Here is a 25,742-nt window from a genome sequence, read left to right as displayed (position 1 = left end):
TCTGGTTAACATGATTAAAATTACGATAAGTCGCACGAAATTAGGAAGTATCCAATCATTTAAAATGACTGGACATGCCGATTATGCGCCACATGGACAAGATCTTGTCTGTGCTGGAACTACAGCGGTTGTGTTTGGTTCCATAAATGCTGTGGAAGAACTTTGTAATGTGCAGGCAACTATTGAACTCGGAAGTGATGGTGGATTCTTAACGTATGAATTGCCTAATGATTTAGACGTTCATACAGCAGAAAAAGCACAGATACTTTTAGAAGGATTGGTTGTTTCGCTTAAGACGATCGAACTTGATTACGGAAAGTATATCCGTTTAATAGAAAAAGTGCAGGAGGTGTAACGTATGTTAAGATTAGATCTTCAGTTTTTCGCATCTAAGAAAGGTGTAGGTAGTACAAAGAACGGTCGTGACTCTCAGTCAAAACGTCTTGGTGCTAAACGCGCAGATGGTCAAACGGTTACAGGTGGTTCAATTCTTTACCGTCAACGCGGTACAAAAATTTATCCAGGTGTTAACGTTGGTCGTGGTGGCGATGACACTTTATACGCGAAAGTTGACGGCGTAGTACGCTTCGAGCGTCTTGGCCGTGACCGCAAACAAGTGAGCGTATATCCTGTTGCTCAAGAAGCATAAGAACTCACGGAAAACTCTAACCTGAGTGCAGGTTAGAGTTTTTCTATATTAAGGAGTATCTAAATGAATAAAAAATGGACAATTATAGATGCATTGCGCCATTCAAGACATGATTGGCTCAATCGTATGCAGATGGTGAAAGGAAACCTTTCCCTTGGAAAAGTGGAAGAAATTCATAGTCTCATCGATCGTTTTGTCCAAGAAGCGAGACAAGAATCCAATCTGATGGGGCTATCAATGCCTTTATTTTCAGAGTGGATTTTAACATATAATTGGAAACAGCAGCCGTGCTTATTGGAGTACGAAGTATTAGGGAATTTACATAACTTATCTCACTTAGATGAGACTGTATGTACATGGACGAATCAATTTTTCTCAATGCTTCAGCATAGTTTAGACGTATATGTTGAAAATTATGTTTGTATCACAATTGAATGTGACGCGGAGAATGCTCGTTTCTTTTTTGATTTTCGTGGTAAGCTAACGAGTGTAGAAGAACTACAGAATTGGCTTGCGAACCAAAACAATAAATGGTATTCCATTTCTTATACAGTAAGAGACGAAGAAGTCTTAGTTATATTACAACCAATTGAAAAAAGTGTGGTGAAATAATGTTTGTAGATCAGGTCAAGATATATGTAAAAGGCGGCGACGGTGGTAACGGAATGGTTGCGTATCGTCGTGAGAAGTATGTTCCAAAAGGTGGTCCAGCAGGTGGCGACGGTGGTAAAGGTGCAGATGTTGTTTTCGTTGTTGAAGAAGGCTTACGTACATTAATGGACTTCCGCTACCAACGTCATTTCAAAGCTGATCGTGGTCAGCACGGAATGAGTAAAGGGCAGCACGGTCGTAAAGCTGAAGATTTAATCGTTAAAGTTCCGCCAGGAACGGTAGTAAAAGATGAAAAAACAGGTCAAATTCTTGCGGATTTAGTAACACATGGACAAACAGCTGTAATTGCAAAAGGTGGCCGCGGTGGCCGTGGTAACTCACGTTTCGCAACAGCTACGAACCCAGCGCCAGAAATTGCTGAGAATGGGGAACCAGGTCAAGAACGTGATGTCATTCTAGAACTTAAAGTACTAGCAGACGTTGGACTTGTTGGATTCCCAAGTGTAGGTAAATCTACATTATTATCTGTCGTATCATCAGCACGTCCGAAAATTGCAGAGTATCACTTTACAACAATCGTTCCAAACCTTGGTGTTGTTGAAACAGGTGATAACCGCAGCTTCGTTATGGCTGACCTTCCTGGACTAATTGAAGGCGCACATGCCGGCGTTGGACTTGGTCATCAATTCCTGCGTCATATTGAGCGTACACGTGTAATCGTGCATGTAATTGATATGTCTGGTTTAGAAGGCCGTGATCCATATGAAGATTACGTAACGATTAATAATGAATTAAAAGAATACAATCTTCGCTTAACGGAGCGTCCACAAGTTGTTGTTGCAAACAAAATGGATATGCCAGATGCAGAAGAAAACTTACAAGCATTTAAAGAGAAAGTGGGAGACGAAGTAAAAATCTTCCCAATCTCAGCTGTAACGAAACAAGGTGTTCGTGATTTACTATTTGAAGTAGCGAACTTATTAGAAACAACACCTGAATTCCCAATACATGAAGTTGCGGATGAGTCTGATACAAGTGTAATGTACAAACTTGAGACTGAAGGTGTTAAATTTGACATTACACGTGAAAGTGATGGCACGTTTGTTATCTCTGGTTACGATATCGAGAAAACATTCAAGATGACAGACTTCTCACGTGATGAATCTGTACGTCGTTTCGCTCGCCAAATGCGCGGAATGGGTATTGATGAAGCGCTTCGTGCACGTGGTGCAAAAGACGGAGATATTGTAAAAATTCTTGAATATGAATTTGAATTTATCGACTAAGACTGCCGAAATATGGCAGTCTTTTTTTATATCGTAAAAGTCTGATTTATACAGGAAAAAATCCCCACTAATTAAATTTTCAATTTATAATAGAAAAAGAAGTGGTTTTATAAGAACTTTTTATGGGGAGAAAGTGAACATGTATAAAATATTAATTGTAGAAGACGATGAAAAAATCGCGGGGATATTAGAGGAGCATTTAGAAAGGTATGGCTATCAGTCATTTCGAGCAAGTGATTTACGACATATAAAAGATGAGTTTGTAAAAGTAAATCCACATCTCGTGTTACTTGATATTAATTTACCGTATTTTGATGGTTTCTATTGGTGTCGTCAAATCCGCACTGTATCGAATGCACCAATTATTTTTGTTTCTGCAAGAACGGGGGAAATGGATCAAGTAATGGCAATTGAAAATGGCGGAGATGATTACATTACGAAGCCATTCCATTTAGACATTGTAATGGCTAAGGTAAAAAGTGCACTTCGTCGTGGGTATGGTGAATATGCTTCTGCGGCAGAAAGCGATTGTTTAGGTGTAAATGGACTGTTGTTATTCCCATCTCAGCACGTTGTTGAGTGGCAAGGGCAACAAACAGAACTGACAAAAAATGAATTTTACTTATTAGAGTGTTTAATGAAACAAGCAGATCAATATGTAACGCGCGAAGAATTGTTAGAAGCCCTCTGGGATGAGGTAGCTTTTGTTGATGATAATACATTAACCGTAAATGTAAAACGTGTAAGAAAGAAACTAGAGGAGCTAGGCATTAAAAATGCAATTGTAACGAAACGTGGATACGGTTATGCGCTTCTTACAGAGTGGGGAGAAGGCCATGAAGGTTAAAGATTACCTCATGGACCGCTTTTCTTTAATTCTTTCTTACATTGTTAGCCTCTGTTTATTTGGGCTCGTTTTGCAGTTGCAAAGTCTTTTAGAAAAGCGATCTATTGATTGGAATACGTGGTTATACGGACTTTTATTAGGGACAGTTGTTTTTACTGTATATCTCATTTACGATTACCGAAAACGGAGTGTGTTTTTAAAGAGGATTAAAAAGTATGTTACTGGCGGAAATACATTACATGATTCCTTACTTATTGATACTTCTTATACGGCAGAGCAAGAGATGGTCGTTGAATCGTTTACGCTATTAAGACAGCAATATATGAATGAAGTTCATAAACAACATGCAAAAGAACAACAGCAAATGATATTTATGAACCAATGGATTCATCAAATGAAAACACCGGTATCTGTTATTGAGTTACTATTACAGAAGTTTGGTAAAGAGCATCGTGAAGCAAGGGCAACAGTTGAAAGTATTCGTGAAGAAAATAATCGCATACTAAATGGTTTAGATTTAGCGTTACATATGGCAAGGTTAGAGCAGTTTGCGAAAGATTATAAAGTAGAAGTAGTAAATGTGATAGATATTATTAGAGGTATTATTAATGAAAATAGAAAGTCCTTCATTCAATCGTCTGTATTTCCGAAAGTGATGTTTGAGGAAGATACTTGTATGGTTGCCTCTGATAGAAAATGGCTCAGTATTGCTATAGGACAAATTGTTGTAAATGCAATTAAGTATACAAAAATTTCGGAAGCAGAGAAAAAGGAAATTCAATTTCAAATTGAAGAGAAAGATCAAAAGGTGTTATTACATATTAAGGACAATGGAATCGGTATTCCAGAGCAAGATGTAAAGCGTATATTTGATCCATTCTTTACAGGGGTAAATGGCCGGAAAACGAGAGAAGCGACTGGAATGGGTTTATATATTACGAAGGAAATTTGTGATAATTTACATCACGGTATGTATGTGCAATCGGCTGAAGGGGAAGGGACAACATTCACGTTCCAATTTGCAAAAGATGAAGAATATCATACATTAATGAGAAAAATGACAAAACTGTAAGATAACAAAACGTTTTGTAAGGGAAATCACTCGTTTCTTTTTCTTATTTTTCTTATAGTAAATGTAAGAAGAAAACACATAGGGGGATTAGAAATGAGTGTTCTTGAAGTAAAAGGATTAACGAAGGTGTACCAATCGAAAGGTTCAGTAGCAACGACTGCTTTAAATGATATAAATTTTAAAATAGAAGAAGGCGAATTTGTAGGGATTATGGGTCCTTCAGGGAGCGGAAAAACAACGCTTTTAAATTTATTAGCAACAATTGATAAGCAAACTTCAGGTCATGTGCTTGTAAATGGGGAAGAAATTAATCAAATGCGTGCTGCAAAATTGGCGGAGTTTCGCCGTACACATTTAGGATTCATTTTCCAAGATTTTAACTTACTTGATACGTTATCGATTAAAGAAAATATCATTTTACCACTTGTAATGGCGAAGAAATCTGTAAATGAAATCGATGCAAAAGTGCTTGAGATTGCAAAGTTTTTAAATATCGAGGGCATTTTAAATAAAAAGGTATATGAAGTATCCGGTGGCCAACAACAACGTGCAGCAGCTGCGAGAGCGATTATTCATGAACCGACGCTAATTTTAGCAGATGAGCCAACTGGAAACTTAGATTCTAAGTCGGCAAAATCATTAATGAGCGCGTTGCAAGATTTGCATGAACAAAAGAAAGTAACAATTGCAATGGTAACGCATGATCCAGTAGCGGCGAGTTATTGCGAACGTATTCTTTTCATACGTGATGGAGAGATTTTCTCAGAAATACATAAGGGAAGAACGAAACAAGCCTTTTTCCAAGAAATTCTGGACGTACTTGCGATGCTAGGAGGGGAATATCATGAACTTTCGCCAGCTCGCGCTTAATAATGTAAAAGGAAATTGGCGTAATTATAAAGCGTTTCTTATAAGTAGTTGTTTATCGATAGTCGTATTTTTCATGTATGCTTCCTTCATTTATCATCCAGATGTTGTAGGCGGTAATATTAGTATGAGGGAGATGATTTCAAAAGGGTTAGAATCGATGAATTATATTGTCGTCATCTTCTCGGCACTCTTTATTTTATATGCAAATTCAACGTTTTTACGAGCAAGAAAAAAAGAGTTTGGTCTACTAACATTAATAGGCGGAACGAAATCGCAGCTCGGCCGAATGATTATATTAGAGCAACTGATGTTAGGTAGTATTGCAATTGTAGTTGGTATTGGGGTCGGAATGCTTTGCTCAAAACTATTTTTCCAAGCACTGAGTGTATTACTAAAAATTGATAAAACACTACCGCTCGTATGGAATAGTAAAGCAGTTCTTATTACAGCTGGTGTGTACTTTATTCTCTTTTTAATCCTATCATTGTTTAGTGTTTGGACAGTAGGGCGCTTGCAAATTATTGATTTATTAAGAGAAGCAAGAAAACAAAAAGTAGAGCCTTTTGCATTTACATGGTTATGTATAGTTGGTATAGGATGTATTATTGCTGCATATGTTCTTTGTTTCCAAGTAACCATTATGAATTTTATTATATATTTCTTACCAATTGTAGGATTGACCATTGGCGGAACGTATTTACTATTTACACAAGGAAGTACAGTTGTATTAAAAGCATTGCAAAAACGAAAACAATCTTTTTATACATACCCAAATATGTTCGTACTTAGCAATCTTATTTATAAAATGAAGGATAATGCTCGTTTTTTATTTGTAATTTCTATCATTACGGCGGTAGTATCTTCAGCAGTAGGTACACTGTACGTATATTTTGAAAATATGAGTGCGAAAACGATAGAGCTTACGCCACATGCTATTTCATATGAGGAAAAGGGATTAAATACGCATAGCCTTATTAATGAAGAAAAAGTACAAGAGATTGTAAAAAGAAATGGGTTTGAAGATGCACGAAAAGTAACCTATGTAAAACTACCTGCAACACAGAAAATAATGTTGTTTAACAGTGAACGTGAAGTACCAATGGCGATTATTTCAGAAAAAGAATATAACGCGGAAGTGCGTAAACAAAAGAAAGAGCAAATTACAGAGGTTCATAATGCACCAGGTAGCGCGACGATGGTTATGGTTGATGCAGCAAATGAACTTATGAAAATAGATCGTACGAAACCGTATGAATTTAAGATTAACGGACAAAAGCAGTCTGTTCAATTAAACGAGCCAACGTCATATTCTGTTTTTAACGATAGCGAATATCTTATTGTGAATGATCAAGACTTTGAGAAATATGCAAAGCTTGTACCAGATGAAGAAAAGACGAAATATTATGGTTATTATATTGAAGATTGGAAAAGTACCGAAGATCTTGTGCTAGATTTGAAAAAGGAAATTGCACCAGAAAAGCAAGGGGAATTGAGAAATTCAGTGTTTGCGTATAAGGCTATAAGAGAAGGTGGTGCAATTACAATGTTCATCGGTTTCTTCGTAGCTGTACTATTCTTCTTCTTCGCTTGTAGTATGACATACTTTAAATGGTTTAACGATAAAGAACAAGATCGTATTCAATTTAAATCGTTAAAGAGAATCGGTATGACAGATAAAGAAATTCGTAAAATTGCAATTCGACAAATGGGCGTTATCTTCTTTATCCCAATTGTCATCGGCGCTATTCATAGTGGATTTGCTCTTCATACGTTAGGAAAAATGCTTTATCTCGATTTATGGAAATCAGGTGCGCTTGTAATTGGAGCATACATTTTAGCTTCTGCGATTTACTTTATGATCGCGCAAAGAGGATATTTAAAACACGTAAAAAGCTAGGGGAACCTCTAGCTTTTTGCCTATGTAGTAAGTTACAGGAGGACGATAGATGAACATTCGGCAACTAGCGCTGCAAAATATAAAAGGAAATTGGCGTAATTATAAAGTATTTTTCTTAAGTAGTTGTTTTGCGATATTTGCGTCTTTTGCATACATGTCCGTCATTGTACATCCGTATATGCAAGAGACGATGTGGTATCAAAACGTACGCTGGGGACTGATCATATGTAATGTTATTATCATTTCTTTTTTCGTCATATTTATTTTGTATTCTACTTCTATTTTCATAGAGGCACGTAAGAAAGAATTAGGATTATATATGTTAATGGGAGCAACGAAATCTAACGTAATTGGCGTAATTATGACCGAGCAAATGTTGATCGGGGTATTTGCTAATATTTTTGGTATTGGGCTTGGCATGATTTTTTTAAAGCTCTTCTTTATGGTGTTTAGTATGTTACTGGGGCTTCCGAAAGAACTCCCTGTCATATTTGACTTGAGAGCAATTGGGGGAACATTTATTGCGTATATGGTCGTATTTGTTGTCTTATCATTTATAAGTGCTTTACGTATATGGAATATAAAAATCATTCGGTTATTGAAAGAATTTCGAGCAGATAAAAAAGAGAAGAAAACATCAATGTGGCTTTGTATATTTGGATTTATTTGTTTAGGTATAGGATATACGTTAGCGTTACAAGCGACCATACTAACGATAGCGGTCTATTTTTTCCCTGTGTCTATACTTGTCTCTTTCGGAACGTATTTTTCTTTTACACACGGCACTGCTCAAATATTAGAAATAATAAAACGAAATAAAAAGATTATGTATACATATCCGTATTTATTTATAGTGAATCAATTGTCACATCGAATGAAGGAAAATGGTCGCTTTTTCTTTCTGATGTCTATGGCAACGACGTTTGTAGTTACAGCAACAGGTACGGTGTTTTTATATTTTTCTAGCATGCAAGATATGTGGCGAGATGGGGGCGCACACTCATTTTCATACATAGAAAAAGGTGTTTCTACCCATGAAGTCTTTGAGGAAGGTACGGTTGAACAATTACTGCACCAATATAGATATGATGACTTTCAATCTATGAGTTTTGTTGGAGTGTATGCATCTTTTCAGACCAATAAGGGAGAAACAGAAGTAGCGCCACTCATTAAACAAAGTGAATACAATCAAGAGGCGAGAAAACAAAAACAGAAAACGTATCATCCTAAAAAAGGAACAGTCACACTTGTTTATTATAATAAATACAATCATCCGAATGTATATGATCAAAAAGAGATTCAACTACAAGTAATGAATCAAACTTATTCCTTCGTATTTAACGGTCAAAAGGAAGGGGTCCAATTTAACTATCATCCTTCGCACATTAACGGTCTGTTCTTCGTCATGAATGATAAAGACTTTGACAGTATAGCAAATCAGGTTCCTGATTCTGAAAAAATGATATATATAGGCTATACATTACCAAGTATCGAAAATACGAAAGAATTAAATGAAGATTTACGGAAACATATGAAACAAGATAAAGATCATGCATTTCGAAGTAATATGGAATTTTATGTAACTATGAAAAAGGGCGGCGATATTACTCTATTTGTAGGCTCATTCATTAGTATATTATTTTTCCTTACATCGTGTAGTATCGTATACTTTAAATGGTTTCATAATATTGCATCGGATCGAAAGCAGTACGGGGCGCTTTCTAAGCTTGGAATGACGAAAGAAGAAGTGTGGAAGATTTCTCGCTGGCAATTGTGTATGCTATTTTTTGCGCCAATTATAGTAGGAAGTATGCATAGTGCGGTTGCGTTATATACATTTCATAATACAATCTTTATGGATGGTTCATTACGAAAAGTAGGCTTGTTTATTCTATTTTATATTGTTGCATGCATCGTTTATTTCTTTTTTGCTCAAAGAGAATATAGGAAACATTTAGACTAGCAAATGCTAGTCTTTTTTTAATATTCGAAATTTACATAGAAGAATATAAAAAAGTATGGTATAACAGTAAGAAAACGAAAAAGAGGGGAAAAGACGATGATTCGAGTAGGATATTTAGGACCAGAAGCAACATTTACAAATATGGCGGTGAGTCGTTTTTTTCCGGAAGCAGAGCATGTACCGTATCGAACGATCCCAGATTGTATGGATGCAGCTGCAAATGGAAATGTAGATTATGCAGTGGTACCACTAGAAAATGCCATAGAAGGTTCAGTGAATATAACGGTTGATTATCTTGTACATGAGCAACCACTTTCTATTGTAGGAGAAATTACAGTGCCCATTCAGCAACATTTACTTGTACATCCGCAGTATGCAGAAGTGTGGGAAGAAGTATATGCAGTGCATTCTCATCCACACGCTATTGCCCAATGTCATAAGTTTTTAAATGAAGAATTAAAAGGGATAACTGCTCGAGATATGACATCAACAAGTGCTGCTGCGCAATATGTGAAAGAACATCCTGAAGAAAAAATTGCTGTCATTGCAAATGAAGCAGCTGCAGAGAAATACGGATTAACGATCGTAAGACGAAGTATTCATACACATAAAAATAATCATACACGTTTCCTAGTGCTCCATAAGAAAAAGAAAGCTATACTCTCAAATAATGGAGAAAACCGCGGAGAGAAAACGACGCTTATGATAACGTTACCTGCTGATTATGCAGGGGCACTATATCAAGTGTTATCAGCTTTCGCATGGAGAAAATTAAACTTATCAAAAATTGAATCGCGCCCGATGAAAACGGGTCTTGGAAATTACTTTTTCTTGATTGATGTCGATAAAGCATATGATGATGTATTATTGCCAGGCGTAACGATGGAACTTGAAGCACTCGGTTTTTCTGTTACGGTGCTGGGGAGTTATTCTTCTTATTGGTTATAAGGGGGAGTTAGGTTATACCGTGTGATAGATCAATAAAATCCCACCTATAAATGGTGGGATTCTTTATTTTAACTTCGCAAGACGCTCTTCTAATTGACCACGCCAAACGTCAGCTAGTTCTGGAACAGCAAGAATCTTTTCGATGCCATCTCTATCTTTTCTATTATGAAAATAAATTTCGTTAGAGAACAAGACAGAAACATTGATCGGTTGACGTTTTAGTAATGTGATTTTTGAATCTTTACGTACAGTACCTTCTTGAAGAACGCGGCATAGATAGCCAGTAAATCCAGTTGCTACAATGCGCGGCAGTATGCCAGGGATGCCAAGACGTTTTGAAATTGTGCTACAAGGTACTCTTGCTTGTGTCACCTGAATGATTGCTTCACCTAATTTGTATGTATCTCCGATGCAAACATCACGCTCTAACATATTTGTTACGGTAATGTTTTCGCCAAATGCAGAAGCGGGGAGTGTTGTTTGGAATTCTTCTTCCCATAGTGCGTAATGCTCGTGTGGATACACGCAAACAGCGCGATCAGGTCCACCATGGTGTTTTAAATCAGCTACATCATCACCAAGGAAGCCATCTTTTGAGAGAAAAGCTTCTTCCGTAGAATCTTTACATATACCTGTTATCATTTCTTTATCTTCGCCATATTTCATTTGTTTCGGTTTGCCAATGCTAAAGTGAACGAGTTCAATTCTCATATTTGATCTCCTTTACAATTGATTACAATATTATAGCATTAAAAAAGCACAGAGAATTATAAAAACTCTGTGCTTTACATTAATAAACGAGAAATCCTGCTTTATCTAAAGCCTCGCAAGCAGCATCTAATTTTTCTTTTGAATCTGCCTCAATAGTATGTAAGTGAATACCGTCTGTTAATTGCGATAGATAGGAAGCATTTGTGTTTTCGATTTTTTGTAAATATTGCTCTACATCAAAGCGATTGCTTACCATGATAGATGCTGTTAAGTCACCGTATACAGGATGCTCAACTTTTACATCTTTAATTGTAACGCCGTGGTCAACAAGCATTGTAAGTTCTTGACGTACTTCTGCTGGCTTATGTTGGCATACAATTACGCGTTCGAAAGCTTGTTGTTTTTCTTGTGGTTTTAAATATAAATAGCCTTGAGCAGTCGCAATGATCGGTTCGTTTCGTGCTTTAAGCAAGGAAATATCTTGCACGATAACTTGTCTACTTACGTTTGTCTTTTTCGATAGCTCATTTCCGGATAACGGTTCATTTGCAGCGAGAAGCCACTGAAGGATAAGCTGTCGTCTTTCTTCACCTAAAATCTTTTTTTGTTCATTTTGTTTCATTATGATTTAACACCTCTATAAAATTGATTTCCAATTGTGTGTAGTGCATGAATAGTAGTATCAATTTGATCTTTCGTTGTTTGTTGTCCGAAAGAGAAGCGGACATATTGTTTTGCCTCTTCATACGTTTTTCCAATTGCAAGCATTGTTTTCGAAGGTTCTTGTTTACCAACTTGGCAAGCACTTCCGGTAGAAATGGCAATACCGCGGCGATTACATTCTAGCATTGTATATTGGCCTTCTATTCCTTTTATTGTAACCCCAATAATATGTGGTAAACAAGAAGTAGAATGACCTTCTACTTCAATTTTTAGCGGAAGTGTTCGTATTTGCTCTAAAAAGTAAGATCGTAACCCTTTAAAACGTAAACTTTCTTCTTGTTGATTTTTTAATATATTCTCAGCAGCTGTTAAAAAAGCTGCGATGCCAGGAACGTTCACTGTACCTGGACGAAAACCTCTTTCGTGAGAGATTCCCGGAAATATTTGTGCCCAGCGAACTTGCGGATTGATATAGCAAGCGCCAACACCCTTCGGTCCGTATATCTTATGTGCTGAAACAGAAAGACTATCAATCCCCATCTCAAAAACATGGATAGGAAGTTTACCAAAGGTTTGTACACAATCTGAATGAAATAAAACGTTATATTTTTTTAAAAGTGCCCCAATCTCTGCGATATTTTGAACGGTTCCGATTTCAGAGTTTCCGTGCTGTATACTTGCTAGAACAGTATCTTCTGTAATAGATGCTTCTAAATCTATTAAACGAATGAGTCCATTTTTATCAACAGGAATTTCAGTAATTGTATACCCTTTTGATTGTAAGGATTGAAAATAACTTCGAATGGATGCATGTTCCATAGGTGTCGTAATAATATGCTTCTTATTTTGGGCATTGAGAAGGGACTGAATCGCAAGGTAGTTCGATTCTGACCCACCGCTCGTGAAGAATATCCCTTGTTCCTTTCCGCCAATCATTTCGGCAAATGTTTTTCTACAAACTTGTAATAAAGAAGAGGCCGTTCCTCCAATATCGTGTAAACTTTGTTCATTTCCGAAGTATTGCGATGCTGCTTTCGTATATGTTTGTAATGCTTCCGCGCTCATAGGTGTAGTAGCTGCATAATCAAGATATATCATCATGTAAGTTCCTCTCTCTAGTAAGAGTTACATTTCTTTTATTTTTTTAAATGGTAGTGAAAATAAGAATTATAAAAAAACTCTTGTCATTATTTTAAAACTATGTAAATATAGGTGTCAAGACAGTTGAAAAGTGTAAAGTAGGAGGCAACAATTATGCCAAGTGCAGATGTCTTAATTATTGGAAGTGGCGTTGCGGCACTTCGTGTTGCAAAAGAGATTTGTCACGAAAAGAATGTGATTATTATCACAAAGAAAACGAATCGTAATAATAATACATATTTAGCGCAAGGTGGAATTGCCGCAGCCGTAGCTACATATGACAATCCAAATGATCATTTTGAAGATACGTTAGTAGCAGGATGTCATTATAACAATGAAGATGCGGTTCGTTATTTAGTTGAAGAAGGGCCGAAAGAAATGAATTATCTCATTGAAAATGGAATGAAATTTGATGGAGATGAAACGGGCCCTCACCTTGGAAAAGAAGGTGCACATCGGAAGCGGCGTATTTTACATGCAGGTGGCGATGCAACAGGAAAGAATTTATTAGAGCATTTCATTCAAGAAGTAGTTCCGCATGTTACGGTAGTGGAACAGGAAATGGTGCTTGATTTTATTATAGAAAACGAAAAATGTGCTGGAGTTTTAACGCGAGATAGTGAAGGGAAGTTGAAGCGTTATGATGCAGATTATACGGTGTTAGCCTCAGGCGGGATTGGTGGTTTGTATGCTTTTACTTCTAATGACAAAACAATTACGGGTGATGGACTTGCGATGGTGTACCGCGCGGGTGGGGAGCTTGTAGATTTAGAATTTGTACAATTCCATCCAACGATGTTATATGCGGGCGGGCGATGCTGCGGTCTCGTCTCTGAAGCAGTCCGCGGTGAAGGAGCTGTCCTTATAAACGGAAAAGGGCAGCGTTTTATGATGGATATACATCCAGATCATGATCTCGCACCGCGTGATGTAGTGGCAAGAGCGATTCATGAACAGCTTTTGTCGGGTGAAAAAGTATATTTGAATATCGAGTCTATTCAAAATTTCGAAGAACGTTTTCCAACTGTATCAGCATTGTGTAAAAAGAATGGTGTTGATATTACTAAAAAACGCATTCCAGTCGTACCCGGTGCTCATTTTCATATGGGTGGCGTGAAAACAAACATTGATGGGGAGACGTCTATTCCAAATTTATATGCAGTCGGTGAAGTAGCTTGTAATGGGGTTCATGGAGCAAATAGATTAGCGAGTAATTCATTATTAGAAGGTCTTGTGTTTGGAAAAAGAATAGGACAGCATCTTTTAACGAAAGCGACAAAAGACAGATTGAACAACTTTGCTGAGAAGGAAAAGAAGTTTATCGTTCTGAATCATTTGCCGACGAAAGAAGAAATACAAGAATGCATGATGAAATATGTTGGGATTGTGCGAACAGAGCAAAGTTTATCTTATGCAAAGAGATGGCTTAGTAAGTACGGTGTTCGAAATATGATATTACAACATGATGTTCTTACAAATGAAGAGATAACGCTTATGAATATGTTAACAGTTTGTGAGCTTATCGTCGTATCAGCTTTGCAAAGAGAAGAAAGCATTGGTGGCCATTATCGAAGTGATTACCCACATAGAAATAGCGTAAACAAAGAAATCGTTCGAGTGAAAAGAAAACTACAACTTGTGTAATGAGGGGAAGAGGGGCTTTATGAATACGATAAAGGTTAAAGAAGCATTAAATCGATTTTTTCTAGAAGATATAGGAGAAAGAGATGTAACATCTCAGCTTATTTTTCCAGATAATTTACTTTCAAAAGGAACGTTTCTTGCAAAGGATACAGGAGTCTTTGCGGGACGTTTAGTCATTGAAGAAGGGTTTAAATTAATTGATGAGAGAATTAAAGTGGAGCTTCATAAAAAAGATGGAGATCTTGTAGAAAAAGGCGAAATAATTGCAACTGTCCAAGGACCAATCGCATCGTTATTAACGGCAGAGCGCGTTATATTAAACGTTATCCAGCGTATGAGTGGGATAGCGACAATGACATACGAGGCTGTTCGTGCCTTAGATAGCAGCCATACACGCATTTGTGATACGCGAAAAACGATGCCAGGGCTACGTATGTTTGATAAGTATGCAGTTGTATGCGGAGGCGGATTTAATCACCGTTTCGGCTTATATGACGGTGTCATGATCAAAGACAATCATATTGCTTTTGCTGGTTCTATTACGAAAGCTGTTACATCGGTGAAAGAAAAATTAGGACATATGGTGAAAGTAGAAGTAGAAACAGAAACTGAGGAACAAGTGAGAGAGGCTGTAGCTGCTGGTGCGGATATTATTATGTTTGATAACCGTACGCCAGATGAGATTCGAGAGTTTTCAAAGATTGTACCAAGTGCCATTGTTACAGAAGCTTCAGGAGGTATTACCATTGAAGATTTATCGAAATACGGAAAAACAGGGGTAGATTATATTTCACTTGGAGCGTTAACACATTCAGTGAAAGCACTTGATATTAGTTTCAATATTGAGGCGTAAGGAAAGTGGCTTAGAGGGGGAGAAAGAAATATGAGTATTTTAGAAAAAGTACAACCGATTGAAACGATGTTACCAGAGCGTTATTACACGATGTCAACAGAAAATATGGAAAAGCGGGTTCGTGAAATTAAAGAAAAAATGGGGGAAACGCTATTTATTCCAGGACATCATTACCAAAAAGATGAAGTGGTACAATTTTCTGATGCAGCAGGAGATTCACTTCAGCTTGCGCAAGTTGCAGCGAGCAATAAAGAGGCGAAATATATTGTATTTTGCGGTGTACACTTTATGGCAGAAACAGCAGATATGTTAACGACAGATGATCAAATTGTTATTTTGCCAGATATGCGTGCAGGGTGTTCGATGGCAGATATGGCAGATATAGAACAAACAGAAAGAGCGTGGAAAGAGCTCACAAAATTATTTGGAGATACGATGATTCCGTTAACGTATGTGAACTCTACGGCTGCAATTAAAGCGTTTTGTGGTCGTAATGGCGGAGCAACAGTAACTTCTTCTAATGCAAAACAAATGGTATCATGGGCGTTTACGCAAAAAGAGCGTCTCGTTTTTTTACCGGATCAACATTTAGGAAGAAATACAGCGTACGATTTAGGTATCCCGTTAGATAAAATGGCAGTATGGGATCCACATACTGATTCATTAGAGTACGATGGAGATATAGAAGAAATTCAAGTGATTTTATGGAAAGGGCATTGTTCAGTTCATCAAAACTTTACAGTGAAAAACATTGAGAACGTACGGAAAAATCATCCGGACATGAATATTATTGTACATCCGGAATGTTGCTACGAAGTTGTAGCTGCTTCGGATTATGCAGGTTCAACGAAATACATTATTGATATGATTGAAGCGGCTCCATCCGGAAGTAAATGGGCGATTGGTACAGAAATGAATTTAGTGAACCGAATTATTCAACAACATCCAGATAAAGAAATTGTTTCACTTAACCCCTTTATGTGTCCGTGTTTAACGATGAACCGAATTGATTTGCCGCACTTATTATGGGCACTTGAAACGATAGAAAAAGGAGAAGAAATTAACGTCATTAGCGTAGATAAACAAGTAACTGAAGAAGCGGTTCTTGCATTAAATCGTATGTTAGAGCGTGTGTAAAGCAGCGGATTCCCGTTGCTTTTTTTCGTACATATAATCATAACGAGAACAAAATGGGCATACATTGTTTTGAAGAAATCATTGCGATTATCTTATACTTATTCCGCTTCTAATGATATCGAAAATCGAAGAAGTGATACAAGTGAAAAGAGGTTAACGTTATTTAGAAAGGGTTACTTCATGAGATTTGTTACTTATAGATAAGTTATACAGGAGGGGGAAAATTTGAAAATTCATATCGTGCAAAAAGGGGATACCCTTTGGAAAATTGCGAAAAAGTACGGAGTGGATTTTGATACGTTGAAAAAAACAAATACACAACTTAGCAATCCAGATTTAATTATGCCAGGTATGAAAATTAAAGTACCATCAAACAGTGTACACGTAAAACAGCATGCTGGAGCAGGTTCAGCACCTCCAAAACAATATGTAAAAGAAGTGCAACAAAAAGAATTTGCAGCAACGCCAACGCCGCTTGGAATAGAAGACGAGGAAGAAGTTACGTATCAATCAGCACCAATTACACAAGAGCCTGCCATGCAACAAACACAAAAAGAAGTGCAAGTAAAACCACAGAAGGAAATGCAAGTGAAATCACAAAAAGAAGTGCAAGTAAAACCACAGAAGGAAATGCAAGTGAAACCACAAAAAGAAGTACAGGTAAAACCACAGAAGGAAATACAGGTGAAACCGCAAAAAGAGGTGCAAAAAGAACAGCCAATTCAAAAAGAAAAACCAGTTGAAAAACCGTCAGTGATTCAAAAACCACCTATTATAGAAAAACAAAAACCAGCGGAAAAAGAAAATACGAAGTTTTCGGTAAATGTGTTACCGCAGCCGCCGCAACCACCAATAAAAACGAAAAAAGAATATAAAATTTCAGATGTAATTAAAAAAGGAAGCGAGTTAATTGCTCCTCAAATTACTAAAATGAAACCTAATAACATTATTTCTCCGCAAACGAAAAAAGATAATATAATATCACCGCAAGTAAAGAAAGAAAATGTAGGGAATATCGTATCACCACAAGTGAAGAAAGAAAACGTAGGAAATATAGTATCACCGCAAGTGAAGAAAGAAAACGTAGGAAATATAGTATCACCGCAAGTAAAAAAAGAAAACGTAGGAAACATAGTATCACCGCAAGTAAAGAAAGAAAATGTAGGAAACATAGTGTCGCCAAATGTATCGAAAGAAAATGTAGTGATTCCACAAGTAATACCACCAAATATTCAAGTGCCAAATATAATGCCAATTATGGATAACAATCAGCCACCAAACATCATGCCAATCATGGATAATAATCAGCCACCAAACATGATGCCGATCATGGATAACAATCAACCACCAAACATGATGCCAATCATGGATAACAATCAACCACCAAACATGATGCCAATCATGGATAACAATCAACCGCCAAATATAATGCCAATTATGGATAATAATCAAATGCCAAATATGATGCCGATAATGGATAACAACCAAATGCCGAATATGATGCCAATTATGGATAACAATCAAATGCCAAATATGATGCCAATCATGGATAACAATCAACCACCGAATATGATGCCATATCAAATGCCGTACCAACAGCCTATGATGCCGCCGAATCCGTATTATCAACAACAAAATCCATATCAAATGCCATATCAGCAAGGAGCACCGTTTGGACCGCAATATACGTCTATGCCAAATCCAAATATGATGCCGATAGATAATAATATGCCGCCGCTCGTGCAAGGAGAGGAAGATTGTGGATGCGGAGGAGAGAGTAGGCTATATAGTCCGCAACCTGGAGGGCCACAATACGCGAATCCTTTATATTATCAACCAACTCAATCCGCATATGCACCACAGCCAGGAACGATGTATTATCAACCAGATCCACCAAATGTATTTGGGGAGCCAGTTTCAGAAGAAGAGGATGAAGAAGAAGTTTAAAAAAGGTGGGATGATTCCCACCTTTTTTGTATGTAGATTCGTTCTGGAAACGGAAGATTTACACCAAATGTTAGAAAATCCCCAGTGAAATATTAACAGTGTAAAAACCTTCTCTGTTACTCATCATAAGAGGGAGCTTTTCAGAAGAGAAGTTCATTCTAACAGAGGGGGTTTTTGTATTGAATACGAAAGTAAAAGTGATTGCTGCTTCTTTGTTAGTTACTAGTGCATTAGCTGCATGTGGTACACCAAAAAACAATGCAATGGATGGACGTAACTACAATTACGAGCGTACATCTTATAATGATACACACCAGTATCGTGATAATGTGACGCGTAACGATCGTTATACAGACTATGTAACATATAGAAATGGTCGTAACGATACAGGATATAACTATTACCGTGATGTAAATTACAACGGTCAAATTGCTAATCCGCATCCAACACGTAATATTACAATGAACAATTCATACATTAACAATGATGGTAAAACTGCAGAAAGAATTACAAATCGTGTGAAACGTATGAATAACGTAGACCGTGTGTCTACAGTTGTATATGGAAACGATGTGGCGATTGCGGTAAAACCACGTAACACAGTGACAAATGAAACGGCAATGGCGAACGAAATTCGTCAAGCGGTTTCAAATGAAGTTGGAAACAGAAACGTATATGTATCTGTAAGAAATGACATGTTTACTCGTGTCGATGCAATGAGTACACGCTTGCGTAACGGTACAGTTACAAACGATTTTAATCGTGACATAGTGAATATGTTCCGAGACATTCGTTACGGTTTAACTGGTACAGTGCGATAACAAAAGAGGAAGGGCTACCCCTTCCTCTTTATTCATCGTCATCTTGTAAACGACGCTTTTTAATAAAATAACTAATGGAATAAGAACCTAAAAAGCAAATGAAGAGAATGCCACCTGTTAAAATAGCTTCAAAGAGAGGTCTTTCTGGACTGAAAATAATATAAATAATAGCCATAATAATTCCAACGATAAGGGAGCGAAAGACAAGTTTATAGTAAGGAGTTAATTGGATGTCCTTTTTGCTTTCTTCTACATCAATTGAAACGCTTAACTGTAAATAACTAAGCACAATACTCGTAAGAATAAATAATAGCCATAATGGAGATTTCGTAATTTGATCTAGTCCTTCAGTGAATCCGATATAGCCTAAAATTCCAATTATACCAAGTGATTGAAAAAGAAAGGCAATACGTATATTTTTTAATGTTTGCAGAATGAGACGTTCATCTTTTATTTTTTTCACAATATCCATCTCCTGTTTATGATGATTTCGCTGTTATATTAATTGTAACATATATATTGCATTTATCAATTTATAATTTACATATAATTTGTTTGGATGAAAGAGGAAATAAAATATTTTTATAAACATGTTGCACTTATACTTTATTAATGTTATATTAGCAAAGCGATGAGCTAATTTACGTAAGACGAGAGATATGCTTAAGTGCTAAACACGCGAATGTGGTCGCCTGGTCTCTCGCCGTAAACGCATCAAGACGCCTGCTTTGCAGGCGTCTTTCATTTTATATGAATGTAATGGGAAGAGTGGAGGAATCCAATCTTCCCTTTTTTATTTGAATAAAAGTCAGAATATAAATAGGAATAATTGAACTCTATAATTCTTGATGTGAGTAATCTATGAATTAGGGATAAAACCCCCATTTCCGGAAAAACTACTAATGAAAGTATGATCTTGCCTAAAAGAGGTGAACGGAAATGAAATGGATACTGATTGCGATGCAAGCTTTCGTTATGATGTTTTGTTTCGTTTATGGAACGAATGCGAAGGCGGAAGGGCCAGTACCAGAAGTAACAGAGAAAGACCCTCAAGTTACAATTTTATTAGAGCGAATGTATGTTGATGGAGAAGTAAGTGAGGAAATCTTTACAGAAAAAGTAGCAGACTTAGAAAAGTTTTTACAGCAATATAAAGAATGGCAGCTCGTTGATCGTGATGATGTACAAATCGTATTACAAAAGAAAGTTGACGATATTTCTCCGTTATTAAAAACGAGCGGTTATTTTGGAGTGTCAGAGGAAGGAATATTACAAATTTTCAAAGGTGTACCGAAAAGCGATAATGCGATTCATTCCTTCTTTCAAATTGATATGAAAAAGCTTGAGAGTTATGAGCGTGCGAAATTGAAACGTGGTATTCGTATTAAATCAAAAGAAGGTTTTGTGAAGACGATTGAAAAAATGAAACAATATGCAGTGCAAAATAAGAAAAAAAGCAGCTCATGGTGAGCTGCTTTTTTTCTTATTTATTTTTATCTAAAATTTGTTTTGCGATTTCATCGATTAGCATATCTTTTCCGATTGGATTGAAAGCTTTCGTATTGAAGATTTCGTTTGATACTTCATATACGTGATTGTTTTTTACTGCTTTATTGTCTTTCCAAACGGCACTGTTTTTGTAGTCTTCGTAAACTTTATCAGCTTCACCGCCAAAGTTTACAATAAACATTTGGTCAGGTTGGAATGCAACAAGACCTTCTAGCGATACTTGCGCCATCGTTTGTTTTAAATCTGTACCTTTTGTTGCTGGAAGTTTTAAGTCGTTAAAGATGATGTCACCGTACCCGAAGCTACCGTATACACGGAAGTTTTGTGGTGTAACTGCGATGAACATAAAGCTCTCATCTTTTGTTTTCTCTTTAATCTTTTTAGATAAAGAGTCGGCTTTTTTATCGTAGTCTGCAATCCATTTGTCGGCTTTCTTTTCTTCGTCAAATAGTTTACCTACTTCTTTAAACTTACCGCGCCAGTCTTCTAAGTTTGTTTCTAGAACAACTGTCGGTGCTACTTTTTCTAGTTGATCATAAATTTTTAATTGACGATTGTTCAAAATAATTAAGTCTGGTTTTAAAGCAGTAACAGCTTCTAAATCAACTTTAGGTGCCCAATACCAACCTACTGCTTTTACTCCGTCTAGCTTTTCTGTCAAATGCTTTTGGATTTTATCTTTATATGTATTTGCTGTACCAACAGGTTTGTGTCCAAGAAGTAATAATTCTTCTGTTGAACCCGATAAATCAACAATTCTCTTTGGATTTACTGGAATTGTAGCTTCCCCTTTAGCGTGTTTTACAACTTTTGTTTTCGGTTGTTCTTTTGCTTTTGATTCTTCTTTTTGAGAAGAACAGCCAACGATAGAAAGAACAACTAGCATAATAGTAAATAAAATAAATAGCTTACGTTTCATCCTGATGTAACCCCTTTAATTAGTATTGATAATCATTATCGACTTCTGTATATTAATGTGCTTCATGCTTTCTGTCAATGGAAAATAACAGAAGTTTCAAATAGAGAACATTTGTTGGGGTAGTCTCGCTTTTCTATCATTAAATATGTTAAAATGGAATACATGATTTAAGAGGGAGAGATCGTATTTTGTTTGAATATGTTACAGGTTACGTGGAGTATGTAGGACCGGAATATGTCGTAATTGATCATAATGGAATTGGTTATCAAATTTTCACACCGAATCCGTATGTATTTCAAAGAAGTAAGCAAGAAATCCGTGTCTATACATATCATTATGTGAGAGAAGATATTATGGCGCTTTACGGGTTTAAAACACGTGAAGAGCGTTTATTATTTACAAAGTTGTTAGGCGTGTCTGGTATTGGACCAAAAGGCGCTCTTGCAATTTTAGCTTCTGGTCAAACAGGACAGGTCGTTCAAGCGATTGAACATGAGGACGAGAAGTTTTTAGTGAAGTTCCCGGGCGTAGGGAAGAAAACAGCGCGCCAAATGATTTTAGATTTAAAAGGAAAACTAGCAGATGTTGTACCAGATGCATTTGTTGATTTATTCTCAGATACAGAACGTTTTGATGAGAAGAAAGGTTCTTCAGCTGAGCTTGATGAGGCGTTGGAAGCTCTGCGCGCACTTGGATACGCGGAACGAGAAGTTTCTCGCGTTGTACCAGAGTTATTAAAAGAATCATTAACGACGGATCAGTATATTAAAAAGGCACTTAGTCTTTTACTAAATGGTAAGAGGTGAGTATAATGGACGAACGTCTCCTTTCAGGGGAATCAGCATATGAAGATGCGGATTTAGAATATTCATTACGGCCACAGACGCTCCGTCAGTATATTGGCCAAGATAAAGCGAAACATAATTTAGAGGTGTTTATTGAAGCGGCGAAAATGCGTGAAGAGACGCTAGATCACGTGCTTTTATATGGACCACCAGGTCTTGGTAAAACGACGCTTGCGAATATTATTGCCAATGAAATGGGCGTAAATGTTAGAACAACTTCAGGACCGGCAATTGAAAGGCCAGGTGATTTAGCGGCTGTTTTAACAGCACTTCAGCCAGGGGATGTATTATTTATTGATGAAATTCATCGTTTGCATAGATCAATTGAAGAAGTACTATATCCTGCAATGGAAGATTTTTGCCTTGATATTGTAATTGGAAAAGGACCGTCAGCAAGGTCTGTACGTTTAGATTTACCGCCATTTACATTAGTTGGAGCAACGACGCGTGCGGGAGCATTATCAGCGCCATTACGTGACCGTTTCGGTGTACTTTCAAGATTAGAGTATTACACAGTAGATCAGCTTTCTGCGATTGTGGAACGTACAGGAGAAGTATTTGAAGTTGAAATTGATTCATTAGCTGCACTAGAAATTGCAAGACGTGCTCGTGGTACACCTCGTATTGCGAATCGTTTATTACGACGTGTACGAGATTTCGCACAAGTTCGGGGTAACGGAACGGTTACGATGGAAATTACACAAATGGCGTTAGAACTACTGCAAGTAGATAAATTAGGTCTAGATCATATTGACCATAAATTATTGCTTGGTATTATTGAGAAGTTCCGTGGTGGTCCAGTTGGATTAGAAACGGTTTCGGCAACGATTGGAGAAGAATCTCATACGATTGAAGATGTGTATGAGCCGTATTTATTACAAATTGGCTTTTTACAACGAACGCCAAGGGGGCGAATTGTAACGCCACTTGCATATGAGCATTTCGGAATGGAGATGCCAAAAGTATGACGGAGATGCCAAAATTGCTTATTACAGCAGGGATCTTACTTATCGTTGTTGGCTTAGCTTGGAAGTTCATTGGAAGACTTCCAGGCGATATTTTTGTGAAAAAAGGAAACGTTACCTTTTATTTTCCTATCATTACATGTATTGTGTTAAGTATTGTATTATCTTTTATTATGTATATAATAAATCGATTCAAATAAGAAATAGGTGGATATAGTTATGGATATTAATCTGTTTGATTTTCATTTACCAGAAGAACTTATTGCACAAGTCCCATTAGAAGAGCGTGAAACATCAAGATTAATGGTGTTAGACCGTGAAACAGGCGATATTGAGCATAAACATTTTACAGACATTCTTTCTTACTTACATGAGGGGGATTGCTTAGTTTTAAATGAAACGAAAGTAATGCCTGCTCGTCTGCATGGTGTGAAAGAAGATACAGGCGCACACATTGAAGTACTTCTTTTAAAACAAGAAGAAGGCGATAAGTGGGAGACGCTTGTTAAGCCAGCGAAACGTGTAAAAGAAGGAACTGTTATCTCTTTTGGCGAAGGAAAATTAAAAGCAACTTGCACAGGAACTGCAGATCAAGGTGGACGTCAGCTTGAATTTTCATATGACGGCATCTTCTATGAAATTTTAGATGAACTTGGAGAAATGCCACTTCCTCCATATATTAAAGAGACGCTAGAAGATCGCGATCGCTATCAAACAGTATATGCGAAAGAAATCGGTTCAGCAGCAGCGCCGACTGCAGGACTTCATTTTACAGAAGAGTTACTGGAGAAGTTAAAACAAAAAGGCGTTGAGTTAGCATTTATTACACTTCACGTAGGGCTTGGAACATTTAGACCCGTTTCTGCTGATACGATTGAAGAACACCATATGCACGCAGAATATTACTATATGTCTGAAGAGACGGCGGCATTATTAAACCGTGTAAAAGAGAATGGTGGACGTATCATTACGGTAGGTACGACTTCAACTCGTACGTTAGAAACAATTGCGACAGATCATGACGGCAAGCTTTGTGCTGCTTCTGGCTGGACAGACATTTTTATGTACCCAGGTTACGAATTTAAAGCAATTGATGGTTTAATTACAAACTTCCATTTACCGAAGTCAACATTAATTATGCTTGTAAGTGCATTTGCAAACAGAGATAATGTACTTCATGCTTATAATGAAGCAGTAAAAGAAAAATATCGTTTCTTTAGCTTTGGTGATGCAATGTTCGTTGCCTCTCACGCTAAAATGGGAAACAAATAAAAGGAGTAAATTATGACAGCAATTCGTTATGAATTTATTAAAACTTGTAAACAAACAGGTGCCCGTTTAGGACGTGTACATACGCCACACGGTTCATTTGATACACCAACATTTATGCCAGTTGGTACGCTTGCAACAGTTAAGACAATGTCACCAGAAGAATTAAAAGCAATGGATTCTGGCATTATTTTAAGTAATACGTATCATTTATGGCTACGTCCAGGTCACGAAATCATTCGTGAAGCAGGCGGTTTGCATAAATTTATGAACTGGGATCGTGCAATCTTAACGGACTCTGGTGGTTTCCAAGTATTCAGTTTAAGTGACTTCCGTCGTATTGAAGAGGAAGGCGTTCATTTCCGTAACCACTTAAATGGAGATAAATTATTCTTATCACCAGAAAAAGCGATGGAAATTCAAAATGCATTAGGTTCAGATATTATGATGGCATTTGATGAGTGTCCACCATTCCCAGCTACTTTTGAATATATGAAGAAATCTGTAGAGCGTACAAGCCGCTGGGCAGAGCGTTGCTTAAAAGCACATGAACGTCCACAAGATCAAGGTTTATTCGGTATTGTACAGGGAGGGGAGTTCGAAGAGCTTCGTCGCCAAAGTGCAAAAGACCTTGTTTCAATGGACTTCCCTGGTTACGCGGTAGGTGGTTTATCTGTAGGTGAGCCGAAAGATATTATGAACCGTGTACTTGAGTTTACAACGCCGCTTCTTCCAGATAATAAGCCACGTTACTTAATGGGAGTAGGTTCCCCTGACTCGTTAATCGATGGTGCAATTCGTGGTATTGATATGTTTGACTGCGTACTTCCAACTCGTATCGCTCGAAATGGTACATGTATGACAAGTGAAGGCCGCCTTGTTGTCAAAAATGCGAAATTCGCAAGAGATTTCGGTCCGCTTGATCCAAACTGTGATTGCTATACATGTAAAAATTACTCTCGTGCGTACATTCGTCACTTAATGAAATGTGATGAAACGTTCGGAATTCGTTTAACGTCTTATCACAACCTTCATTTTCTGTTAAACTTAATGGAGCAGGTGAGACAAGCTATTCGTGAAGACCGTCTTGGCGATTTCCGCGAAGAATTCTTTGAACAGTATGGCTTTAATAAACCGAATGCTAAAAACTTCTAATACATAATTTAAAAGGAGGA

General features: G+C 37.1%; 25 protein-coding genes and 1 pseudogene. 21 read left to right on the top strand and 5 right to left on the bottom strand.

From position 1 onward, the window contains the following. The first annotated feature begins 10 nt into the window (after positions 1–10). From BAQ46_RS30890 to pheA, 10 genes are all read left to right on the top strand, one after another. Complete coding sequence (locus BAQ46_RS30890) at positions 11–355, top strand: ribosomal-processing cysteine protease Prp (RefSeq protein WP_001993153.1); 345 nt, start codon at positions 11–13, stop codon at positions 353–355. A 3-nt stretch (positions 356–358) separates the two neighbouring features. Beyond that, positions 359–649, top strand: a complete 291-nt coding sequence (gene rpmA, locus BAQ46_RS30885) for a 50S ribosomal protein L27 (RefSeq protein ID WP_000944958.1) — start codon at positions 359–361, stop codon at positions 647–649. A 63-nt stretch (positions 650–712) separates the two neighbouring features. Beyond that, positions 713–1,261 carry a sporulation initiation phosphotransferase B gene (locus BAQ46_RS09905; RefSeq protein WP_071741868.1) on the top strand — a complete coding sequence of 183 codons (549 nt, stop codon included), beginning with the start codon at positions 713–715 and terminating at the stop codon, positions 1,259–1,261. Beyond that, complete coding sequence (gene obgE / locus BAQ46_RS09900) at positions 1,261–2,547, top strand: GTPase ObgE (RefSeq protein WP_000497115.1); 1,287 nt, start codon at positions 1,261–1,263, stop codon at positions 2,545–2,547. The genes BAQ46_RS09905 and obgE overlap by 1 nt, the downstream gene beginning before the upstream one ends. Before the next feature lie 139 nt (positions 2,548–2,686). Then, complete coding sequence (locus BAQ46_RS09895) at positions 2,687–3,394, top strand: response regulator transcription factor (protein ID WP_000276715.1); 708 nt, start codon at positions 2,687–2,689, stop codon at positions 3,392–3,394. Beyond that, positions 3,384–4,466: a HAMP domain-containing histidine kinase gene (locus BAQ46_RS09890; protein ID WP_071741867.1), complete on the top strand. Its 1,083-nt coding sequence runs from the start codon at positions 3,384–3,386 to the stop codon at positions 4,464–4,466. Before BAQ46_RS09895 ends, BAQ46_RS09890 begins: the two co-directional genes overlap by 11 nt. A 93-nt stretch (positions 4,467–4,559) precedes the next feature. Continuing rightward, positions 4,560–5,336 carry an ABC transporter ATP-binding protein gene (locus tag BAQ46_RS09885; RefSeq protein WP_000114533.1) on the top strand — a complete coding sequence of 259 codons (777 nt, stop codon included), beginning with the start codon at positions 4,560–4,562 and terminating at the stop codon, positions 5,334–5,336. Beyond that, on the top strand, positions 5,311–7,233 hold the full coding sequence (locus BAQ46_RS09880) for an ABC transporter permease (RefSeq protein ID WP_001011383.1): 1,923 nt from the start codon (positions 5,311–5,313) through the stop codon (positions 7,231–7,233). Before BAQ46_RS09885 ends, BAQ46_RS09880 begins: the two co-directional genes overlap by 26 nt. A gap of 49 nt (positions 7,234–7,282) precedes the next feature. Beyond that, a complete protein-coding gene (locus tag BAQ46_RS09875; RefSeq protein WP_071741866.1) occupies positions 7,283–9,196 on the top strand; it encodes an ABC transporter permease in 1,914 nt (637 codons plus the stop codon). Between the two features lie 96 nt (positions 9,197–9,292). Next, positions 9,293–10,144, top strand: a complete 852-nt coding sequence (gene pheA / locus BAQ46_RS09870; RefSeq protein ID WP_000621727.1) for a prephenate dehydratase — start codon at positions 9,293–9,295, stop codon at positions 10,142–10,144. A 63-nt stretch (positions 10,145–10,207) separates the two neighbouring features. Here pheA and BAQ46_RS09865 read toward each other — a convergent pair whose 3' ends face one another. The 3 genes from BAQ46_RS09865 to BAQ46_RS09855 all read right to left on the bottom strand — a co-directional run bounded on the left by BAQ46_RS09865 (position 10,208) and on the right by BAQ46_RS09855 (position 12,619). Next, positions 10,208–10,855 (bottom strand): MOSC domain-containing protein, encoded by a 648-nt coding sequence (locus BAQ46_RS09865; RefSeq protein WP_061132110.1) that lies wholly within the window; start codon positions 10,853–10,855, stop codon positions 10,208–10,210. Between the two features lie 79 nt (positions 10,856–10,934). Further along, positions 10,935–11,477 (bottom strand): transcription repressor NadR, encoded by a 543-nt coding sequence (locus BAQ46_RS09860; RefSeq protein WP_000812272.1) that lies wholly within the window; start codon positions 11,475–11,477, stop codon positions 10,935–10,937. Continuing rightward, the gene (locus tag BAQ46_RS09855; RefSeq protein ID WP_000973745.1) at positions 11,477–12,619 is read right to left on the bottom strand and encodes an IscS subfamily cysteine desulfurase; all 1,143 of its coding nucleotides are present in this window, start codon (positions 12,617–12,619) and stop codon (positions 11,477–11,479) included. The genes BAQ46_RS09860 and BAQ46_RS09855 overlap by 1 nt, the downstream gene beginning before the upstream one ends. A gap of 153 nt (positions 12,620–12,772) precedes the next feature. On the opposite strand from BAQ46_RS09855, the gene nadB reads away from it, so the two are divergent. The 5 genes and pseudogenes from nadB to BAQ46_RS09830 all read left to right on the top strand — a co-directional run bounded on the left by nadB (position 12,773) and on the right by BAQ46_RS09830 (position 19,060). Then, positions 12,773–14,302: an L-aspartate oxidase gene (gene nadB, locus BAQ46_RS09850; RefSeq protein ID WP_001138560.1), complete on the top strand. Its 1,530-nt coding sequence runs from the start codon at positions 12,773–12,775 to the stop codon at positions 14,300–14,302. A gap of 19 nt (positions 14,303–14,321) precedes the next feature. Further along, on the top strand, positions 14,322–15,155 hold the full coding sequence (gene nadC, locus BAQ46_RS09845; RefSeq protein ID WP_001092219.1) for a carboxylating nicotinate-nucleotide diphosphorylase: 834 nt from the start codon (positions 14,322–14,324) through the stop codon (positions 15,153–15,155). A gap of 30 nt (positions 15,156–15,185) precedes the next feature. Continuing rightward, entirely contained in the window at positions 15,186–16,292 is a 1,107-nt protein-coding gene (gene nadA / locus BAQ46_RS09840; RefSeq protein WP_000025314.1) for a quinolinate synthase NadA, read from the top strand. 225 nt (positions 16,293–16,517) lie between these two features. After that, positions 16,518–16,674: pseudogene (gene safA / locus BAQ46_RS31660) on the top strand (SafA/ExsA family spore coat assembly protein); the annotation flags it as partial. Between the two features lie 1,744 nt (positions 16,675–18,418). Next, entirely contained in the window at positions 18,419–19,060 is a 642-nt protein-coding gene (locus BAQ46_RS09830) for a YhcN/YlaJ family sporulation lipoprotein (RefSeq protein ID WP_001093544.1), read from the top strand. 28 nt (positions 19,061–19,088) lie between these two features. Here the strand turns inward: BAQ46_RS09830 and BAQ46_RS09825 are convergent, their stop codons facing one another. Further along, complete coding sequence (locus BAQ46_RS09825) at positions 19,089–19,523, bottom strand: branched-chain amino acid ABC transporter substrate-binding protein (RefSeq protein WP_071741864.1); 435 nt, start codon at positions 19,521–19,523, stop codon at positions 19,089–19,091. 476 nt (positions 19,524–19,999) lie between these two features. Between BAQ46_RS09825 and BAQ46_RS09820 the strand changes: the two genes are divergently transcribed. Continuing rightward, positions 20,000–20,530, top strand: a complete 531-nt coding sequence (locus BAQ46_RS09820; protein ID WP_000871180.1) for a BofC C-terminal domain-containing protein — start codon at positions 20,000–20,002, stop codon at positions 20,528–20,530. Positions 20,531–20,543: 13 nt separating this feature from the next. Here BAQ46_RS09820 and BAQ46_RS09815 read toward each other — a convergent pair whose 3' ends face one another. Next, positions 20,544–21,488: an iron-hydroxamate ABC transporter substrate-binding protein gene (locus BAQ46_RS09815; protein WP_000823600.1), complete on the bottom strand. Its 945-nt coding sequence runs from the start codon at positions 21,486–21,488 to the stop codon at positions 20,544–20,546. A 188-nt stretch (positions 21,489–21,676) separates the two neighbouring features. Between BAQ46_RS09815 and ruvA the strand changes: the two genes are divergently transcribed. Genes ruvA through tgt form a run of 5 tightly spaced genes read left to right on the top strand, consistent with a single transcriptional unit; the run spans position 21,677 to position 25,722 of the window. Then, positions 21,677–22,294 (top strand): Holliday junction DNA helicase RuvA, encoded by a 618-nt coding sequence (ruvA, locus tag BAQ46_RS09810; RefSeq protein ID WP_000464511.1) that lies wholly within the window; start codon positions 21,677–21,679, stop codon positions 22,292–22,294. 5 nt (positions 22,295–22,299) lie between these two features. Next, positions 22,300–23,301 (top strand): Holliday junction branch migration DNA helicase RuvB, encoded by a 1,002-nt coding sequence (ruvB, locus tag BAQ46_RS09805; RefSeq protein WP_000344452.1) that lies wholly within the window; start codon positions 22,300–22,302, stop codon positions 23,299–23,301. Then, positions 23,298–23,498: a DUF2905 domain-containing protein gene (locus BAQ46_RS09800; RefSeq protein ID WP_000138162.1), complete on the top strand. Its 201-nt coding sequence runs from the start codon at positions 23,298–23,300 to the stop codon at positions 23,496–23,498. The genes ruvB and BAQ46_RS09800 overlap by 4 nt, the downstream gene beginning before the upstream one ends. Before the next feature lie 19 nt (positions 23,499–23,517). Then, complete coding sequence (queA, locus tag BAQ46_RS09795; protein WP_000354032.1) at positions 23,518–24,570, top strand: tRNA preQ1(34) S-adenosylmethionine ribosyltransferase-isomerase QueA; 1,053 nt, start codon at positions 23,518–23,520, stop codon at positions 24,568–24,570. A gap of 12 nt (positions 24,571–24,582) precedes the next feature. Beyond that, positions 24,583–25,722, top strand: a complete 1,140-nt coding sequence (gene tgt, locus BAQ46_RS09790) for a tRNA guanosine(34) transglycosylase Tgt (protein ID WP_000125362.1) — start codon at positions 24,583–24,585, stop codon at positions 25,720–25,722. The last annotated feature ends 20 nt before the right edge of the window (positions 25,723–25,742 follow it).

This window comes from Bacillus paranthracis, assembly GCF_001883995.1.
Lineage (GTDB): Bacteria > Bacillota > Bacilli > Bacillales > Bacillaceae_G > Bacillus_A > Bacillus_A paranthracis.
This window is presented reverse-complemented; position numbering and strand designations above follow the sequence as displayed.

Excerpts from the sequence above, each read along its gene's own strand:
- BAQ46_RS09905 (WP_071741868.1), top strand. The coding sequence starts at position 713 with ATGAATAAAAAATGGACAATTATAGATGCATTGCGCCATTCAAGACAT.
- obgE (WP_000497115.1), top strand. The coding sequence starts at position 1,261 with ATGTTTGTAGATCAGGTCAAGATATATGTAAAAGGCGGCGACGGTGGT.
- BAQ46_RS09895 (WP_000276715.1), top strand. The coding sequence starts at position 2,687 with ATGTATAAAATATTAATTGTAGAAGACGATGAAAAAATCGCGGGGATA.
- BAQ46_RS09820 (WP_000871180.1), top strand. The coding sequence starts at position 20,000 with ATGAAATGGATACTGATTGCGATGCAAGCTTTCGTTATGATGTTTTGT.
- BAQ46_RS09855 (WP_000973745.1), bottom strand. The coding sequence starts at position 12,619 with ATGATGATATATCTTGATTATGCAGCTACTACACCTATGAGCGCGGAA.
- pheA (WP_000621727.1), top strand. The coding sequence starts at position 9,293 with ATGATTCGAGTAGGATATTTAGGACCAGAAGCAACATTTACAAATATG.
- BAQ46_RS09800 (WP_000138162.1), top strand. The coding sequence starts at position 23,298 with ATGACGGAGATGCCAAAATTGCTTATTACAGCAGGGATCTTACTTATC.
- BAQ46_RS09865 (WP_061132110.1), bottom strand. The coding sequence starts at position 10,855 with ATGAGAATTGAACTCGTTCACTTTAGCATTGGCAAACCGAAACAAATG.
- nadC (WP_001092219.1), top strand. The coding sequence starts at position 14,322 with ATGAATACGATAAAGGTTAAAGAAGCATTAAATCGATTTTTTCTAGAA.
- nadA (WP_000025314.1), top strand. The coding sequence starts at position 15,186 with ATGAGTATTTTAGAAAAAGTACAACCGATTGAAACGATGTTACCAGAG.
- BAQ46_RS09890 (WP_071741867.1), top strand. The coding sequence starts at position 3,384 with ATGAAGGTTAAAGATTACCTCATGGACCGCTTTTCTTTAATTCTTTCT.
- BAQ46_RS09860 (WP_000812272.1), bottom strand. The coding sequence starts at position 11,477 with ATGAAACAAAATGAACAAAAAAAGATTTTAGGTGAAGAAAGACGACAG.
- BAQ46_RS09875 (WP_071741866.1), top strand. The coding sequence starts at position 7,283 with ATGAACATTCGGCAACTAGCGCTGCAAAATATAAAAGGAAATTGGCGT.
- rpmA (WP_000944958.1), top strand. The coding sequence starts at position 359 with ATGTTAAGATTAGATCTTCAGTTTTTCGCATCTAAGAAAGGTGTAGGT.
- ruvB (WP_000344452.1), top strand. The coding sequence starts at position 22,300 with ATGGACGAACGTCTCCTTTCAGGGGAATCAGCATATGAAGATGCGGAT.
- BAQ46_RS09880 (WP_001011383.1), top strand. The coding sequence starts at position 5,311 with ATGAACTTTCGCCAGCTCGCGCTTAATAATGTAAAAGGAAATTGGCGT.
- nadB (WP_001138560.1), top strand. The coding sequence starts at position 12,773 with ATGCCAAGTGCAGATGTCTTAATTATTGGAAGTGGCGTTGCGGCACTT.
- BAQ46_RS30890 (WP_001993153.1), top strand. The coding sequence starts at position 11 with ATGATTAAAATTACGATAAGTCGCACGAAATTAGGAAGTATCCAATCA.
- BAQ46_RS09885 (WP_000114533.1), top strand. The coding sequence starts at position 4,560 with ATGAGTGTTCTTGAAGTAAAAGGATTAACGAAGGTGTACCAATCGAAA.
- queA (WP_000354032.1), top strand. The coding sequence starts at position 23,518 with ATGGATATTAATCTGTTTGATTTTCATTTACCAGAAGAACTTATTGCA.
- tgt (WP_000125362.1), top strand. The coding sequence starts at position 24,583 with ATGACAGCAATTCGTTATGAATTTATTAAAACTTGTAAACAAACAGGT.
- BAQ46_RS09815 (WP_000823600.1), bottom strand. The coding sequence starts at position 21,488 with ATGAAACGTAAGCTATTTATTTTATTTACTATTATGCTAGTTGTTCTT.